Annotated in this window: 16 protein-coding genes; 9 read left to right on the forward strand and 7 right to left on the reverse strand. The window is 68.1% G+C overall.

Annotated features, from left to right (window positions below; translation table 11 throughout):
• Positions 1-48: 48 nt before the first annotated feature.
• Both WI697_RS09050 and WI697_RS09055 read left to right on the forward strand, forming a co-directional pair.
• Complete coding sequence (locus WI697_RS09050) at positions 49-1,692, forward strand: divergent polysaccharide deacetylase family protein (protein WP_345958219.1); 1,644 nt, start codon at positions 49-51, stop codon at positions 1,690-1,692.
• Positions 1,693-1,697: 5 nt separating this feature from the next.
• The gene (locus WI697_RS09055) at positions 1,698-1,907 is read left to right on the forward strand and encodes a heavy-metal-associated domain-containing protein (RefSeq protein WP_345958220.1); all 210 of its coding nucleotides are present in this window, start codon (positions 1,698-1,700) and stop codon (positions 1,905-1,907) included.
• Between the two features lie 7 nt (positions 1,908-1,914).
• Here WI697_RS09055 and WI697_RS09060 read toward each other — a convergent pair whose 3' ends face one another.
• From WI697_RS09060 to WI697_RS09070, 3 genes are all read right to left on the reverse strand, one after another.
• A complete protein-coding gene (locus WI697_RS09060) occupies positions 1,915-2,496 on the reverse strand; it encodes a GNAT family N-acetyltransferase (RefSeq protein WP_345958221.1) in 582 nt (193 codons plus the stop codon).
• Positions 2,493-4,010, reverse strand: coding sequence for an anthranilate synthase component I (trpE, locus tag WI697_RS09065; protein WP_345958222.1), 1,518 nt, complete (start codon positions 4,008-4,010; stop codon positions 2,493-2,495). Before trpE ends, WI697_RS09060 begins: the two co-directional genes overlap by 4 nt.
• Positions 4,011-4,082: 72 nt before the next feature.
• Positions 4,083-5,996, reverse strand: coding sequence for a SurA N-terminal domain-containing protein (locus WI697_RS09070; protein WP_345958223.1), 1,914 nt, complete (start codon positions 5,994-5,996; stop codon positions 4,083-4,085).
• Between the two features lie 357 nt (positions 5,997-6,353).
• Between WI697_RS09070 and tpiA the strand changes: the two genes are divergently transcribed.
• The 5 genes from tpiA (at position 6,354) to eno (ending at position 11,802) form a co-directional block, all read left to right on the forward strand.
• Complete coding sequence (gene tpiA, locus WI697_RS09075; RefSeq protein ID WP_062764999.1) at positions 6,354-7,112, forward strand: triose-phosphate isomerase; 759 nt, start codon at positions 6,354-6,356, stop codon at positions 7,110-7,112.
• Positions 7,113-7,202: 90 nt separating this feature from the next.
• Positions 7,203-7,628, forward strand: coding sequence for a preprotein translocase subunit SecG (secG, locus tag WI697_RS09080; protein WP_345958224.1), 426 nt, complete (start codon positions 7,203-7,205; stop codon positions 7,626-7,628).
• 203 nt (positions 7,629-7,831) lie between these two features.
• Entirely contained in the window at positions 7,832-9,466 is a 1,635-nt protein-coding gene (locus tag WI697_RS09085) for a CTP synthase (protein ID WP_296709760.1), read from the forward strand.
• Positions 9,467-9,510: 44 nt separating this feature from the next.
• Complete coding sequence (kdsA, locus tag WI697_RS09090) at positions 9,511-10,365, forward strand: 3-deoxy-8-phosphooctulonate synthase (RefSeq protein WP_014745264.1); 855 nt, start codon at positions 9,511-9,513, stop codon at positions 10,363-10,365.
• 147 nt (positions 10,366-10,512) lie between these two features.
• A complete protein-coding gene (eno, locus tag WI697_RS09095; protein WP_345958225.1) occupies positions 10,513-11,802 on the forward strand; it encodes a phosphopyruvate hydratase in 1,290 nt (429 codons plus the stop codon).
• A 25-nt stretch (positions 11,803-11,827) separates the two neighbouring features.
• Here the strand turns inward: eno and WI697_RS09100 are convergent, their stop codons facing one another.
• Positions 11,828-12,826 carry a DMT family transporter gene (locus tag WI697_RS09100; RefSeq protein WP_345958226.1) on the reverse strand — a complete coding sequence of 333 codons (999 nt, stop codon included), beginning with the start codon at positions 12,824-12,826 and terminating at the stop codon, positions 11,828-11,830.
• Positions 12,827-12,932: 106 nt separating this feature from the next.
• On the opposite strand from WI697_RS09100, the gene WI697_RS09105 reads away from it, so the two are divergent.
• Positions 12,933-13,781 (forward strand): LysR family transcriptional regulator, encoded by an 849-nt coding sequence (locus WI697_RS09105; RefSeq protein ID WP_345958227.1) that lies wholly within the window; start codon positions 12,933-12,935, stop codon positions 13,779-13,781.
• 15 nt (positions 13,782-13,796) lie between these two features.
• Here WI697_RS09105 and WI697_RS09110 read toward each other — a convergent pair whose 3' ends face one another.
• A complete protein-coding gene (locus WI697_RS09110; protein ID WP_345958228.1) occupies positions 13,797-14,318 on the reverse strand; it encodes a PAS domain-containing protein in 522 nt (173 codons plus the stop codon).
• Positions 14,319-14,494: 176 nt separating this feature from the next.
• On the opposite strand from WI697_RS09110, the gene WI697_RS09115 reads away from it, so the two are divergent.
• Positions 14,495-15,301, forward strand: coding sequence for an FkbM family methyltransferase (locus WI697_RS09115; protein ID WP_345958229.1), 807 nt, complete (start codon positions 14,495-14,497; stop codon positions 15,299-15,301).
• 21 nt (positions 15,302-15,322) lie between these two features.
• Here the strand turns inward: WI697_RS09115 and WI697_RS09120 are convergent, their stop codons facing one another.
• Complete coding sequence (locus tag WI697_RS09120) at positions 15,323-16,342, reverse strand: glycoside hydrolase family 18 protein (RefSeq protein ID WP_345958230.1); 1,020 nt, start codon at positions 16,340-16,342, stop codon at positions 15,323-15,325.
• Positions 16,342-17,202: an exopolysaccharide biosynthesis polyprenyl glycosylphosphotransferase gene (locus tag WI697_RS09125; RefSeq protein WP_345958231.1), complete on the reverse strand. Its 861-nt coding sequence runs from the start codon at positions 17,200-17,202 to the stop codon at positions 16,342-16,344. The genes WI697_RS09120 and WI697_RS09125 overlap by 1 nt, the downstream gene beginning before the upstream one ends.
• Positions 17,203-17,207 lie beyond the last annotated feature (5 nt).

Raw genomic sequence — 17,207 nt, forward strand, 5'->3', positions numbered from 1 at the left:
CGCCGGCCGCGGGTCGGCCCAGGACCAGAGTGATTACGGACCAGACGCATGAGCAAGGGCGAGGACGGACGCCGCGACGGCGGCGCCGGCCGAAAGGGTGGCGGCACCCGCAAGGGCAGCGACGAGACCGGCACGGGCGGCCGCAAGGCGGCTGGCGGAAGCAGGCCGCGCAGTGGCGCCACTGGCGCGTCAAAGGCGTCGGTGTCGAAGGCGTCGGTGTCGAAGGCGGCTGGGGCGAAGGCAGGCGCGGCCAAGGGCGCCACCTCCAGGGCAGCGGCTGCAAAATCGGGGGCAGCTGCCGGCAAGACGGCATCCCGCAAGCCCGCATCTGGCGGCACGGCGCGCAGCCTGCGTGGGCCGGTCCGGGCTTCCGGGGCTGACGGTCCCGGGTTTCTCGCTCGTTTCGGTTCAGCTCTGCTCGCCCGGCGGCGTTTTCTGGGCTATGGCCTGGTCGGCATCGCCCTGTTGGTGGTCGCAGGCGCCGTGATCGGGTCGCTGATCAAACCTGCGCGCTATGAACAGGTCGCCCGGCCGACCCTGCCTGCCGGTGCAGCCGTGACCGAGCCTGCCCGGCCCCAGGCCCCGGAGGCCCCGGCCGCAGCGCCCGACGCACCACGGAAGGAATGGACGCCGGATCTGGCCGGCAGCGGCGATACGATCACAGGCGCGGATGCGAGCCGTGAGTCGCAGCCCCAGGCCGCCGCGGCCAAGCCGCCCGCGCCGGCAGCAAAGCCTGACCCGCAGCCGACAGTACCGAAAGCCGCGCCTGCGAAGCCGGCCGAGGCGCCGGCTGCCGCCGCCAAAGCTGAACCGGCGCCGCAGCAACTGGCGGCGATTCAACCGCCGGCGCCGGATGCCATCCGGCCGCCGGCCGACGGCAAGCCCGCCTGGCAGCGTTATGCGATGCCGGCACCGGTGGCACCCAAGGGGCCGCGGATCGCCATCGTCATCGACGATATGGGGGTCAACAAGCCGCAGACCGCAGCCGCCATCGGCCTGCCGTCGCCGATCACATTCGCCTTCCTGCCCTATGCCCAGGACGTCGCCGGGCAGGCGGCCAAGGCGCGGGCAGCAGGGCATGAGTTGATCGTGCACATGCCGATGCAGCCGCAGGGCCCGGCCGATCCGGGGCCGGGCGCCCTGAATCCGGCGCTGCCGGTGGCCGAAAACGTCAAGCGGCTGAAGCACAATCTGGAGGCCTTCGGCGCCTATGTCGGGATCAACAACCACATGGGCAGCCGGGCGACCGAAGACACCCCGCTGATGGCGGCGGTGATGGCCGAGTTGAAGGCGCGGGGGCTGATGTTCCTGGACAGCCGGACGACCGCGAAGTCCGTGGGGTCGAAGGCGGCCATTTCGGCCGGCATCCCGAATGTTCAGCGCGACGTGTTTCTGGACCACGAGATCGACGAGCGCAAGATCGCGGCGCAGCTCGACCGGCTGGAGGCGATCGCCCGGCGCCACGGGGCTGCGATCGCCATCGGCCACCCGCATCCCGAGACCCTGAAGGTTCTGAACCGCTGGCTGCCGGCGGCCCAGGCGCGGGGCATCGTTTTCGTGCCGCTGACTGCGCTGGTCGCGGTCCCCGGCGCCAGTGAACCGGCCGGTCCCCGCACCGCGTCGGACGAGGCGGCCCCCGCACGGGCCGAGGAGGGCCCGGTCTTTGCCGACGGGCCGGCAGTGAAGGAGTGACGGACATGACCACCCAGACCTATCGTGTCGAGGGCATGACCTGCGACGGCTGCGCAAAGGCGGTCCGCCGCGCCCTGGGCGCCCGCCTGCCCGAGGCCGGGATCGAGATCGACCGGCCGGCCGGCCTGGTCACGATCGCCGGCGCCCATGACGAGGCCGTGGTGCGCGAGGCGATCGACGATGCCGGCTATGACTTCGGTGGCAAGGCGGCCTGACGGCGCTCTACGGTCGCCGCAGGCGGTAGAACACATGGCGGGCGAGGGGATGGTCCGGAGCAAGGCGCGGGTGATCGAAATCCAGCGCCGGATCCGGAACCATGCCCAGTCGCCGCATCACCGCCTGCGAGCGCCGGTTGGACGCGGCCGTGTAGGCCACGACCTCGTCAAGGCCCAGGGTTTCGAAGGCAAAGCTGCTTGCCGCCCGTGCGGCCTCGGTCGCAAGCCCCTGTCCCCACAGGGCCGGCGAGAGGGTCCAGCCCAGCTCGATGGCCGGCGTGAAGGCCGTCTCGAAGGGGATCGGCCGCAGGCCGCCAAAACCCGCGAAATGCCCTGAGCGCCGGTCTTCCATCGCGAAGAAGCCCCAGCTGCGCCCGGCGATCTCCGTCGCCATCTGCTGCGCGAAGGCATGGGCCTGGTCTTCGGTGAGCGTGCCGCCGAGCGTCTCGCCCACCCGCACATCCCCGCGAAGAGCGGCAACGGGGCCCAGATCGCCATGCTGCCACTGGCGCAGGATCAGACGGTCGGTCTCGAGCCGGACCGTGGGCACCTCTGGCGGAGCCAGCGGATCGGTCGCGGATACCGTCATCGGGCGAGGCCACCCGCATAGCGCCAGGCTTCGCCGGCAGCACGGATCAGGGCCCGGGCCTTGGCGCGGGTTTCCTCGTATTCAGAGGTCGGGTCACTGTCGGCGACCACGCCGGCGCCGGCCTGGACGTGCAGTTCGCCATCCTTGATCACCGCGGTGCGCAGCACGATGCAACTGTCCATGGCACCGCCGGCCGAGAAATAGCCGACACCACCGCCATAGACGCCGCGGCGGTCGGGCTCCAGCTCGTTGATGATCTCCATCGCCCGCACTTTGGGGGCCCCGGAAACCGTGCCGGCCGGGAAGCCGCCGATCAGGGCATCCAGTGCATCATGACGATCGGACAGCCGGCCCTCGACGTTGGAGACCAGATGCATCACCGCGCTGTAGCGCTCGATGATCATGTTCTCGGTGACCTTGACCGTGCCGATTTCGGCGAAGCGGCCGACATCGTTGCGGGCCAGATCGAGCAGCATCAGATGCTCGGCCACCTCTTTCGGGTCGGCCGCCAGCTCTTCGGCCAGCGCCTGATCTTCCGCGGCATCCTTGCCGCGCCGACGGGTGCCGGCGATCGGGCGCACGGTGATCACGTCATCGCGCACCCGGACCAGGATTTCAGGGCTGGAACCCGCCACCTGAAAGCTGCCGAAATCCAGATAGAACAGGAAGGGCGAGGGGTTCTGGCGGCGCAGCGACCGGTAGAAGGCGAAGGGCGGCAACCGGAAGGGCAGGGTGAAGCGCTGCGAGGGCACGATCTGGAAGGCGTCGCCGGCCAGGATGTAGTCCTTGGCGGTGCGGACCATCTCTTCGAAGCGCGCCTGACCGACATTGGAGCGCGGCTCTCCGGTCTGGCCAAGATCGGCCGCCGAGGGCGCAAGACCGACCGGCAGGCCGCGGCCCAGATCCGCCACCACATCCATCAGCCGTTCCCGCGCCAGCCGCCAGGCCATGGCGGCATCGCATCCTGCAGCCGGGCGGACGGGCGTCACCAGGGTGACGGTGCTGTCGACCGCATCGAAGATCGCCATCACGGTGGGACGTGTGAACACCCCGTCGGGTATGCCCAGCGCATCGTTCTTCGGGGCGGGCATGCGCTCCATGAAGCGCACCATGTCGTAGCCCAGATAGCCGACCAGGCCGGCCGCCATCGGCGGCAGGCCGTCCGGCAGGTCGATGCGGCTCTCAGCGATCAGCGCCCGCAGAGAGGCGATGGGGTCGGCGCCCTCTTCCGGCACGAAGGCATCCAGATCCGCCCGGGCGTCGCGATTGACCTCGACCCGGCCGTCGACCACCCGCCAGATCAGATCGGGCTTGAGACCGATCAGCGAATAGCGGCCGCGGACGGCACCGCCCTCGACCGATTCGAGCAGGAAGGAATAGGGCCGCCGGTCCGCGAGCTTGAGCATGGCCGAGACCGGCGTTTCCAGATCCGCGGCCAGGGTGGTGGAGACCACCTGTGCCCGGCCCTCGCCGTAGAGCGTCGCGAAGCGGTCGAAATCGGGCGCGATGTCCATGGACGGCCATGTGCTTTCAAAGAGGGGGGCGGGCCGAGGCGGGGTCTGGTACCGATGCGGATGGCAGCCGGTTCAGGAGCCGGCAGCCGGATACATCTGGTTGATCAGGCCCTGATTGATCGAAGCCGGATGGCGGGCGCGCAGCACCTTCTCGTACTGGGTGAGGATGCTCTGGGACTGCGCCTGTTCCAGCCGCGCACCAAGAGCGGCTGCTTCCGCTCCTTCGGGCGCCTTGGGCACGATCACATCCGCCACGACCGCAACGATACGGCTGCCATCGCCGGTATCGGCGGCGACGGCATCGCCGGTCTTTGCAGCGAAGGCATCACGGACCAGGGGCGCCGGCAGATTGGCGCGCTGCGGCTGCGCACCGGCGGCACCGGCGATCTGGCCGCGGCGATCGATCGCCGGCGGGGTTTCGACATCCAGGCCGAACCCGGCCGCCGCCGCGGCGAGTGCCGTACCGCCCTTCACCGCCTCGACCAGCTTCGCCGCACGCTCGGAGGCCTGCTTGCGGGCTTCTTCGGCCCGCCAGTCGGCGACGACGCGCTCGCGCACCTCGTCGAGCGGCCGGTCCTCGGGCTGGGTGATGCCGTCGACACGCAGGATGAAGTAGCGGCCGTTCTCCCATTCGGTCAGCGGCGTGGTAGCCCCTTGATCGGTGGAAAAGGCGAGGGCCGGAAAGCGGTCGGTCTCGGGCGCGCGGGCGACCGGATGACCCAGACCATCGGTGCCGTCGGCTGCGATCGCGTCGATCTTCACCAGGTCCAGGCCGAACTGCTGCGCGACCTGCTCGATGGTCGCACCGCCGGCGATGCTGTCCTCGATCCGGGTCGCTTCCTCATAGACCTTGTCGACCGCACGCTCCAGCTTCAGCTCTTCTTCAAGGCCTCGCCGGACCTCGTCGAAGCTCTGGGTCTTGCCTTCGACGACATTGCGCGCGGTCAGCACATGCCAGCCGAGGGGGCTCTGCACCGGTGCCGACACCTCGCCTTCGCCAAGTGCGAACGCTGCATCGGCAAGCTCGGGCAGCATCTGCTCGCGGGTGACGTCGCCCAGATCGATGGTCGAGGCGTCGAAGCCCAGCGCGCCGGCGACCTGGTCGAACGACTCACCGGCCGCAATCCGGTCGCGGGCGGCCTTGGCCGCGGCCTCGTCCGGGAAGGTCATCTGCAGCACCTGGCGGGTGGCCGGGGTGGTGTAGCGGTCGAGATGGGCCTCATAGGCCTCGCGCAGCGCCGCCTCGTCGACGGTGATCTCGGATGCCAGCGCCTCGGGGGTCAGCGTCGCGAAGCTGACGGCCCGCCGCTCGGGGATCGCATAGGCCGATTTGTTGGCATCGTAATAGGTGGCCAGCACCTCGTCGGACGGCGCCTCGATCGCGGCCGGATCGGCGGGGACACGCACCGTGATCAGCCGGCGCTGCTCGCCCTGGAACATGTGCTCCAGCGTCACCAGCGGCTCCGGGGCCGGAACGGGCGCCGCCAGGGCCGAGATCAGCTGCTGACGGCGCAGATCATCGGCGAGCGACGCCTCGTAGGTTGCCGGCGTATAGCCGTTGCGTGCCAGGACCTGCTCGTAGACCATCCGGTCGAACCGGCCGCCCATGCCACGGAAGGCCGGCGCCTCGGTGATCGAACGGGCGATCATGTCGTCGGTGACGCCGAGCCCGAGCCGCGCGGTCTCGGCGCGGATCATGGCATCGCCCACAGCCATGCCGACCGAGCGCTCCAGCAGGCCCATGCTGCGGGCCATGTTCTGGTCGAAGGTCGGGCCGAAGATCTGGCGGGCGCGCTGGATCTCACCCTGATAGATCCGGTCCAGCTCCTGCGGTGTCACCTCCACGCCGCCAACCTCGGCCACGACGGTGGAATTGCGGCCGCGGAAGATGTCGCCGATTCCCCAGACCGCGAAGCTGGCTGCCAGCGCGATGAGGAACACGCGGAACAGCCAGTGGCGGGACGCGGTACGAAACTGGTTGAGCATGCGGGACGGATCCTGATCTCTGTTCGGCCCGGCGGCACGGTCAGGCGGGCACGGCCGGGGTCACGGTCGCGCGCATAATAGAAGGCGCGGCCTCTGCGTCGCAATCTTGAAACCCGCCCGCTGCATGTCGGGCCTGCGTTATGTGCTGTCGCACCGACTGGAAATGCCCCGCGAGGCGTGTTATAGCAGCCCCGACCGGACGCGGAGGGCGCGTTTGCCGGGCGTGAATGCGTGCGTGGACCTGATTGCCGCCGGCGATCATCCCGCGAATCCGCCGGCGAACCGGGCTTTCCTGCCGGAGAAGAGACCGACTCGTTTCTGCAGCCGCCTCTTATAAGATTACGGGAGCTACCGGGTATGCCGCATCGTCCCACGCCGCTGGTCGCCGGGAACTGGAAGATGAACATGCTGGTGGCCGATGGCCGCGCGCTTGCGGCCGAAGTCGCCGCCGGCGCCGAAGGCCTCGCCGCCGGGTTTGCCGTCTGCCCGCCCGCCGCACTGCTTCCGGTCGTGGGCGAGGCGATCCGCGGTTCGAAGGTTGCCCTGGGCGCCCAGGACTGCCACGCCAAGGCCTCCGGTGCCCATACCGGCGATCATGCCGCCGCCCTGCTCAAGGATGTCGGTTGCACCTATGTGATCGTCGGTCATTCCGAACGGCGCCAGGATCATGGCGAGACCGATGCCGTTGTCGCCGCGAAAGCGGAGGCGGCGGCAGCCGCAGGGCTCGTCCCGATCGTCTGCGTCGGTGAGACGCTCGATCAGTACAAGGCCGGCGAGGGCGTTGCGGTGGTGGAAGCACAGGTCGACGGCTCCGTCCCGGCCTCCGCCTCGGCCGACCGCCTGGTCGTGGCCTACGAGCCGGTCTGGGCGATCGGTTCCGGCCTGGTGCCCACGACCGACGATATCCGTGCGGTGCATGGCGCGATCCGTGCGCGCTTGGCGGCGCGCTTCGGCGATGCCGCCCAGGGCATCCGCATCCTCTATGGCGGCTCGGTGAAGCCCGGCAACGCAGCCGAGATCCTGGGGGTCGACGATGTCGACGGCGCCCTGGTCGGCGGTGCCAGCCTCAAGGCCGCAGACTTCCTGGCCATCGGGGCGGCGGCGCCGGCCCGCTGACGCGGCGGCTCCCCCCTCTGAGAAACCCGTGCGGTCCGGCAGAAAGCCCGGGCCTCGCGACCACACTTTCGAGAACGGACCACACGCCCCATGGAAAGTGTTCTGCTGGTCATCCACCTGCTGCTGGCGATCGCGCTGATCATCACGATCCTTCTGCAGCGCAGCGAAGGCGGTGCGCTCGGCATCGGTGGTGGCGGTGGCGGCGGCGGGCTGATGTCGGTGCGCGGCCAGGCCAACCTGCTGACCCGTGCGACCGCGGTACTCGCCACGCTGTTCATCCTGACCAGCCTGGGCCTCGCCATCCTCGGCGGCACCCACAATCGGGGCGGCTCGGTCCTCGACCGCATCGACACCACCACGCCGGCGGGCCCGGCTGCGCCGATCACCCCGGCGACGCCGACGGCGCCCGTTGCTCCGGCCGCACCCGCTGAGACGCCTTCGGCGCCTTCGGCACCGGCGCCTTCGGGCGACACGGTGACGCCGCCTTCGGCACCGGCCGCTCCGGCCGCAAACTGACGACACTGCTTCGGGCCCCGCGCCGCTTCGGCCGCGGGGCTCGGAGCTTGATGGACCGGCCCGTCGGGGCCGGTCCGCTCAAGGACTTCGAGGACGGGCCGGTGTGTCGATCGCCGGCCGGGCCGCGCTTTCGGGGCGTGGCCTTCGCCCGTTGATCGACGTCCGGCGCGCCCCCGCGCCAAAGACCAGGACGAGCTTCTCCCATGACGCGTTTCATCTTCATCACCGGCGGCGTGGTCTCCTCGCTGGGCAAGGGCCTGGGCTCGGCGGCGCTGGGTGCGCTGCTGCAGGCCCGCGGCTACCGTGTACGCCTCCGCAAGCTCGACCCCTATCTCAACGTCGATCCGGGCACCATGAGCCCGTATCAGCATGGCGAGGTTTTCGTGACCGACGACGGTGCGGAAACCGACCTCGACCTCGGCCATTACGAGCGCTTCACCGGTGTCGCCGCCCGGCGCAACGACAACGTGACCTCGGGCCGGGTCTATTCCGAGGTGATCGCCCGCGAACGCCGGGGTGACTATCTGGGCGGAACCGTGCAGGTGATCCCGCATGTCACCGACTGCATCAAGGAATTCATCCTGGCCGATGCCGAGGCGCATGACTTCGTGCTTTGCGAAATCGGCGGCACGGTGGGTGATATCGAAAGCCTGCCCTTCATGGAGAGCATCCGCCAGCTCGGCAACGAGCTGGGCCCCGAGCGGGCGGTGTTCATCCATGTCACGCTGGTGCCCTATATCAAGGCGGCCGGCGAGCTGAAGACCAAGCCGACCCAGCATTCGGTGAAGGAGCTGCGCGGCATCGGCATCCAGCCGAACATCCTGCTGGTGCGCTGCGACCGTGAAATTCCGGCCTCCGACCGCCGCAAGATTGCGCAGTTCTGCAATGTGCGTGAAGAGGCGGTGGTGCCGGCCTATGACGTCGAGACCATCTACGAGGTCCCGATCCGCTATCACGAGCAGGGGCTCGACACCCAGGTTCTGAAGTCCTTCGGGATCACCGGCGCGCCGCGCCCCGATCTCACGGGCTGGGAGCGGGTGGTCGACCGGATCAAGCGGCCGGAAGGCGAGGTGACCATCGCCGTCGTCGGCAAGTATGTCGAGCTGATGGACGCCTACAAGTCGCTGAACGAGGCCCTCGCCCATGGCGGGATCGCCAACAACGTCAAGGTCCGCCTGAAGTGGATCGACGCTCAGGTCTTCGAGCGCGACGACGCCATGCTGCACCTGGAAGGCGTGCACGGCATTCTGGTGCCCGGCGGCTTCGGCGAGCGCGGCGCCGAGGGCAAGATCGCCGCCGTCACCTTCGCCCGCGAGCGGCGGATTCCCTATTTCGGCATCTGCTTCGGCATGCAGATGGCGGTGATCGAGATCGCCCGCCATCTGGCCGACCTGCCCAAGGCGTCGTCGACCGAGTTCGGCCCGACCGAAGAGCCGGTGGTGGGTCTGCTGACCGAATGGTCGCGGGGCGACGGGTCGACCGAAACCCGCATCGAGGGGGGCGATCTGGGCGGGACCATGCGTCTCGGTGCCTATGACTGCGCCCTGTTGCCCGGCAGCCGTGCCGCCGCCATCTATGGCAATGCGGAGCGGATCGCCGAGCGGCACCGCCACCGGTGGGAAGTGAACGTCAACTACCGCAACCGGCTGGAGGCCGCGGGCCTGCGCTTCTCGGGCCTGTCGCCCGATGGGGTGCTGCCCGAGATCGTGGAGCTGCCGGATCATCCCTGGTTCGTCGGCGTTCAGTTCCATCCGGAGCTGAAGTCGCGTCCCTTCGAGCCGCATCCGCTGTTCGTGTCCTTCGTGCGGGCCGCGATGGAGCAGTCGCGGCTCGTCTGACCGACAAGATCCCCCTGCTGCGGATATCCCAAGGAAGGCCCGAGATGACCGAGACCCAGAACGGTATGCGCCGCGTGCGCGTCGGCGCGCTCGAGATCGCCAATGACCGGCCGCTGGTGCTGATCGCCGGCCCCTGCGTGCTGGAGAGCCGGGCCCACGCCCTCGAGGTCTCGGCGGCGCTGAAGGAGATGTCGGAAAAGCTCGGCATCGGCCTGATCTACAAGACCTCGTTCGACAAGGCCAACCGCACCTCGGCCAGTGCCGAGCGTGGCCTGGGCCTTGAAGACGCGCTGCCGATCTTCGCCGAGATCCGCGAGACCACCGGCCTGCCGGTGCTGACCGACGTGCATCTGCCCGAGCAGTGCGCCATCGCGGCCGAGGCCGTGGACGTGCTGCAGATCCCGGCCTTCCTTTGCCGGCAGACCGATCTTCTGGTCGCGGCGGCGAAGACCGGGCGGGTGGTCAATGTCAAGAAGGGCCAGTTCCTGGCACCCTGGGACATGACCAATGTGGTCGCCAAGCTGGATGCGGCCGGCAACCCCAACGTGCTGCTCACCGAGCGGGGGGCGAGCTTCGGCTACAACACCCTGGTGACCGATTATCGTGGCCTGCCGATCATGGCCCGCACCGGTTGCCCGGTGGTGTTCGACGCCACCCATTCGGTTCAGCAGCCCGGCGGTCTGGGCGGGCGCAGCGGCGGCCAGCGCGAATTCGTGCCGGTGCTGGCGCGTGCGGCGGCAGCGGTGGGTGTGGCGGCGATTTTCGCCGAGACCCATCCCGACCCCGACAAGGCGCCGAGCGACGGCCCGAACATGGTGCCGCTGAAGGCGCTGCCCGAGATGGTGGCCGACTGGATGGCGTTCGATGCCGCCGCGAAGGCCCGCCCGCTGGCCGTCTGATCTTCTGCCGCCCCGACAGCATCATCGTCACGGGCGGCCCTCATTCTGATGCTGCATAGCTTCCTGTCGACGGCGCGTTTCGTCGGCAGGCAGCCCCTCGACAGTCGATCCCGGCCCCTTGCCCTTGAACGGAGAGCGAGACATCCCATGACTGCCATCGTCGATATTCGTGCCCGCGAGATCCTCGACAGCCGCGGCAACCCGACCGTCGAGGTCGATGTCGAGCTGGAAAGCGGTGCGATCGGCCGTGCCGCCGTGCCGAGCGGCGCCTCCACCGGCAGCCGCGAAGCGGTCGAGAAGCGCGACGGCGACACCGCCCGCTATCTGGGCAAGGGCGTCGAGCAGGCCGTCGAGGCCGTGATGGGCGAGATTTCGGACGAGCTGATCGGCTATGACGGCGAGGACCAGATCGGCATCGACCAGGCGCTGATCGAGCTGGACGGCACCGAGAACAAGTCGCGCCTGGGCGCCAACGCGATCCTGGGCGTCAGCCTGGCCGTTGCCCGCGCTGCGGCGGAAGAGGCCGGCTGGCCGCTGTTCCGCTATGTCGGCGGTGTCATGGCGCACACCCTGCCGGTGCCGATGATGAACATCATCAACGGCGGCGCCCATGCCGATAACCCGATCGACATCCAGGAATTCATGATCATGCCGGTGGCGTCGGACAGCATCGCCGATGCCATCCGCACCGGTGCCGAGGTCTTCCACCACCTGAAGAAGCAGCTGTCGGCGGCCGGTCACAACACCAATGTCGGCGACGAAGGCGGCTTCGCCCCCAATCTCGGCAGCAATGCCGAGGCGATCGACTTCATCATGAAGGCGATTGAATCCGCCGGTTACAAGCCGGGCGAGGATGTGGTGCTGGCGCTTGATGCCGCCTCGTCGGAGTTCTTCAAGGACGGCAAGTATCACCTCGACGGCGAGGGCCGTGTGCTCGGCGCCGACGAGATGGTACGCTTCTACGAGGACCTGGTCGCACGCTACCCGATCGTGTCGATCGAGGACGGCATGGCCGAGCAGGACGGGGACGGCTGGGCGGCTCTGACCCGCGCCATCGGCGGCAAGGTCCAGCTGGTCGGCGACGACCTGTTCGTGACCAACCCGCAGATCCTGGCCGAGGGCATCGAGAAGGGCCTCGCCAACTCGATCCTGATCAAGGTCAACCAGATCGGCACCCTGACCGAGACGCTGCGTGCGGTCGACATGGCCCACCGTGCCGGCTACACTGCGGTGATGTCGCACCGCTCGGGCGAGACCGAGGACACCACCATCGCCGATCTGGCGGTCGCCACCAATTGCGGCCAGATCAAGACCGGCTCGCTCTCGCGTTCGGACCGTCTGGCCAAGTACAACCAGCTGATCCGCATCGAGGAGATCCTGGGCGATACCGGCTATTACGCCGGCCGCGGCGCACTGAAGGCGCTTGCGCGCCGCTGATCCCCGCCATCGTCGATCCCGGCGATCACGACCTGCACGAAGGCCCGTCCGGAGCGATCCGGGCGGGCCTTCGCCGTTCGGTACCCTGGCCTTGTTCGCTGCCCTGGCCTTCGGCACGGATGACCTGCGAGATGCCCCAGGCAGAGAGCGCGGTGCCGACCACCATCATCCAGGTGAGCGGTTCACCGAACATCGCCCAGGCCCAGACCAGGGTGACGGCCGGGCTCAGATAAAGAACCGTGGCCACCCGGGTGGGCGAGCTTCGGGCGAGGCAGAGCCAGTAGAGGCCATAGCCGCCGAGGCTGGACAGAAGCCCCGTCCAGAGCACCGCAACTGCGAATCCGGGTGTCGCCGGCGGTGCGAGACCACCATCGGCGCCGGCCAGACCGGCAAAGACCAGGGCTGAGACCACCGCGTGCAGCCAAAGCCGGGCCAGGGGGCCGGGGCCACCCCCGGCCGGCAGCCGGTCCTGCCAGAGTGTGGCGGTCGCCAGCGCCACCATGCCGCCGAGGGGCAGCAGTATCGCGAGGACCGGTATCTCGCCAGAAGCCAGTGCATCCTGGCCGACAATAGCGACCCCGATGCCACCGGCAACGAGGCCCGTCCAGCCGCGACCCGGCAGATACCGACCGAAGAAGGCGGCGCCGAGCAGAGCCGTACCGATGGGCAGGAGATCTGCGATCAGGGCCGCAAGCCCCGCGGGTACCCCCAACTCGATGCCTTTCGCGACACCGGCGAGATAGCCACCCATCGCGAGCGCGCCGATTGCGGCCTCGGCGCCGAGGCGTCGCCATCCCGATCTGCGGATCGGGCCGGTTCTGCGGATCTGGCGGATGGCCCAGGGCAGCAGGATCAGGCTGACCAGAATGCACCGCCAGAATACGACCAGGAAAACCGGCGCATGATCGACCGCCAGGCGCGTGCCGACAAAGCCGGAACTCCAGCTGATCACCAGACCGGCTTCGAGCAGGGCCAAGGGCAGGCTGGTCCCCAGGTGGCGAAGCCTGGTGGATATCATGGTCATGGCACATTCCGTCGCAGAGGCTCGTGAAAAGAGCCTTGATCCTGCCGCGGGATTATCATTCATTAAAACGAAATGATTTGATCATCATGTTCGGAAAAATTTGATCATGCCGGCGATGCTCGATCTCGATCTTCTGCGCAGCTTTCACATGATCGCCCGGCTGGGGCGGTTCCGGGCCGCGGCCGAACGGCTCAACAAAAGCCCCGCTGCAATCAGCGTTCAGGTTCAGCGTCTTGAGGCAGTGGCCGGCGGTCGCCTGTTTGAGCGTGACAACCGTGCCGTCGTGCTGACCCCCTTGGGCCAGCGTTTGCTCGCGGGGACGACCGAACTGCTTCGGGTCCATGACCGTCTTATGGACGAGCTTCAGGATACCGGACCTGCCGGGAAGGTCCGTCTCGGGGTGCCCGATGAATATGCAGGGCATGTGATCCGGGACATCCTGCCCGTTATCGTGGCGCGATGGCCCAGGGTGGTGCTCGAGGTCGAAACGGCTGCAAGCGGTGTGCTGACGGATCAATTCCGGCGCGGGCGGCTGGACATGGCGGTGATCGTGCGGCCGGCCGGCGGAGAGCATGACGGGCGGTATCTTGTGGCGACGACGCCGGTCTGGGTGGCGGCGCCGGCGCTGGCTAAGGCGCTGCCCGACATTCTGCCGCTTGCTCTTCATGCGGCCGACTGCCCCTATCGGGATGCGATGCTGGAGGCGCTGACATCAGCCGGCCGGCCTTGGCGGGTGCTGCTCGCCAGCCCGTCGGCCGGTGCGGTCGAAACCTGTGTCGAGGCCGGGCTTGCCCTGTCGGTGGTCGACAGATCCAGAGTGACGCCGGCGATGCAGATCGTGGAAATGCTACCCCAGATCGGTGTGCATCAGGCCGTTGTCCTTGCCCATTCATCGGACGGCGACGACGCCGTCGGGGCGATCGGCTCGGTGCTGGCGCAGCATTTCAGGTTATAGCCGCGGGCGGGGGTATCAGTCCCTCAGGATGCGAACCTGCGGGCGGTAGGCCGTCACCGGGCCGTCGAGCACGACAGTATAGCTGGCGACCCAGCCGGGCGTGCCGTCTGCGCGGGCAAGCGGCATGATCAGCCACTCTGCCATGCGCCACTCGCCATCCGGCCAGGTTGCGCGATCGACGCCCCAGATGAGTGTGGCCTCGTCGATGGCGCGGTCATAGGCGCGCAGGATGTCGGCACAGCGATTGCCGTACCAGATGCCGTCGACGAGATGGCCGGTGGCGTCGCGTCTGGCGAGCGCGACGATAACACTGCCGACATAGCGGTGCAGAAAGCCTCCGTCAGCCAGACGTTCAATGACCAGAAGATTGGGGAGGGTTCTCGGCATATCGACCAGCAGATCGAAATCCCGCCGAAGCGGCATCGGACGCCCCATCCGTCGCGACCGCCAATACGCGATCAAAGCCTGGATCCGCGGATCAGGCGCGTGGGGGCCGCGGCCATCGAAGCCGGGATCTGTGGAGCCGGTGGTCATCATGCGATCATCGACCGGCCCGTCATTCGGGGCAAGTGCCTCGTGGTGCAGCGCTGTGGCAGCGATAGACATCCTCCCGGCCGACAACCGTGATATGATGATAAAGTTCGTAGCCATCGCCCATACGATCCGAGGGATTCTCTGCCGTGGCCGGCCTGAAAACCATCATTGAACGACGAATGCCCCGGCTCTATGCCCGGTTGATCGATTTCCGCGATCGCATGGCCCCCGATTACGGCGAAAAGGAACTGGCGTTGGTGCCGATTCTGGCTGAGGCGGATGCCGACGCCTATGACATCGGTGCCAATCACGGTGCCTACACGGCCCCCATGCTGCAGGCTGCCGGACGCGTCGTGGCCTTCGAGCCCAACCCCACCATGGGCAAGGTGCTGAAGACCCGGTTTGCCCGCGAATTGCGGGAGGGGCGGCTGGTGTTGATGCCGATGGCGCTGGGCGATGCCGAGGGGGAGGCGGTGCTGCATGTTCCCGAGGCCGGATCCGGTCTCGCCTCCATGAAGGAGGAGGCGGTGCGAAGCGTCAGCACGCCCGGGATGCTGCATATTGCCGTTGCCGTCCGGCGGCTCGACGATCTCAAATCCGAGATCGGCCGTGGCCGGCGTGTGGGCTTTGTGAAGATTGACGTCGAGGGGTTCGAAGGCACGGCACTTCGTGGTGCGGTCGAAACCCTGAAGACCCATCAACCCAGCCTGCTGATCGAGGCGGAGGAGCGTCACACGCCGGGTACCCTGGCCGAACTTCAGGCTTTGCTGGGACCGATCGGCTATCGTGGTCTCTACCTGCTCGACGGCCGTCTGCATGACATGCCGGGCTTCGATATTGCCCGGCTCCAGGATCGCTCGGCCTTGAATGCAGAGGGAACCCGCCGGCTGCCCGACAGGGTCTACGTCAACAATTTCATCTTCGTCGCACGGCCCGAGCCGCTGGCCCGGCTGGAGGCGGCTTACGGCCCGGTGGTCTCTGCCTGATCCTGTTCTGCCCCGGTCGAGTTAAGGGAGAACCGCATCGCATCCGTCGCGGCCGAAGCCCTCGCAGACGGCGCGCAGCATCATGCCACCGCTGGGTGTTGCGGCACTTGGGCCCGAGGGCGGTGTGCCAAGCATGCCATAGACCATCACCCCGGCCTGCTCCTGGTCTTTCAGGCGCGCGGCAAGGTCGCGAATGGCATCGATCGCCGGAACAGGCTGACCGGTCGGGTCAGGGGGCACGATCAGCCCAAGTGCCAGCGGCCCGTCCCAGATCGCCCGATAGGCTGCGAAGGCGCGTTCCGGATTGTAGGAGGGGCCGGCGGCATAGGCCATGATGGCCACCAGGTCGACGGCGGCGGCTGCCTCGCGGTCGCGACCCAACCACAGCATGCTGCCGGTATAGGGGCCGCCGGGCGGCTCGGTCTGAAAGGCGCCGCTGCCATAGGCGCCCGTGCTCCAGCCAGGGATGCTCAGCATCATCGGGCGTGGAAGCACCGCGCGTGTGTCTGCGATCAGCCTGGACCAGGTGAGATCCGTGCGACAGACGACGGTGGGGCCCCTGCGCGCCTCGGCCGTCTGGCAATCCGGTTTTGCCGGCTCGTAATCCAGGTCGACGCCGTCGAGCCCAAGATCGGTGACCAGACGTGCCAGGGCCGCGGGATCATAGCGGCGCCAGCCGTCGACATAGCCGGACCCGCCGACCGCCAGCAGCACCTTCATCGCGGGTGCGCGTGCTTTCAGCGCCCGGACGGCATCGGCGAGGACGGGGCCGGGGACCGGCGCCTGCAGCCCCGTCTCGGTGAGGTCCAGCCCGCCTCGGTAAACGAGGTCCGGTTTGACGAAACCCAGCACCTGCACATCGACATGGTCCGGCGTCATCGCCAGACGCGTGGCGCTGCCGAGTGCCACGGGTATCTCTTCCCAGCTTTCGTAATAGGCCATCGAGAAGGGCTGGGGAAGCGTGACCCGCTCGGTGCCAGAGGCCGCCTGCGCGACCAGAAGACCGATCGTCGTCAACAGAAGGGTGCGCATCGTCTGCATCAGAACACATCCCGTCCGGCCATGCCGCCCAACAAAGTCCGGGCCATGATCCGGATATCGAACCACAGCGACCAGTTCTCGATATATTGCAGGTCCAGTTCGACCCCACGCCGGGCCTTGTCGGCGTCGTGGATGCCGCCGCGCATGCCGTTGATCTGTCCCCAGCCGGTGATGCCGGGCTTCACCCGGTGGCGGGCGGCATATTCCTGCACCGTCTCGAAATAGGTGCGCTCTCCGACCAGCATATTGGGGACATGGGCGCGGGGGCCGACCACCGACATCTCACCGCGCAGGACATTGAACAGCTGCGGCAACTCGTCGATGCTGGTTTTGCGAATGAAGCGACCGATCCGGGTGATGCGCGGATTGTCCATCGGCGTGCCGCGCGACCCGTCGTCGGTGGGATCGACGGTCATCGACCGGAATTTGAACATGTCGAATTCACGGCCGTTGAAACCGACCCGCCGCTGCCGGAACAGGATCGGCCCGGGGCTGTCGAGCCGCACCAGGATCGCGACCACCAGCAGCAGTGGGGACAGCAGCAGAACGGCGATGCCGGCCACGATATAGTCCAGGATGCTCTTCAGAATTGCGTCGGTGCCCTTGAGCGGCCGGCGTGCGACCTGAAGAAAGGGCAGGCCGCCGACATTGAACAGCTGTGCACCGCGCAGATTGATCCAGTCCGCCTCGATCGGCAGCAGCACATCGGCCGGTATCGCGCAGAGTTTCCGCATCATTTCGGCAATGTGCTGGCCGGCGCGCCAGGGCAGGGCGATGATCACCACGTCCACGCGTTCCTGACGCGCCCGACGGGCTAGTTCATCGACGCCGTGAGTGACGGTGAGGCCCGCAATTTCCACTGCGC

The sequence above is a fragment of the Tistrella mobilis genome (assembly GCF_039634785.1).
In the GTDB taxonomy this organism is placed as follows: Bacteria; Pseudomonadota; Alphaproteobacteria; order Tistrellales; family Tistrellaceae; genus Tistrella; species Tistrella mobilis.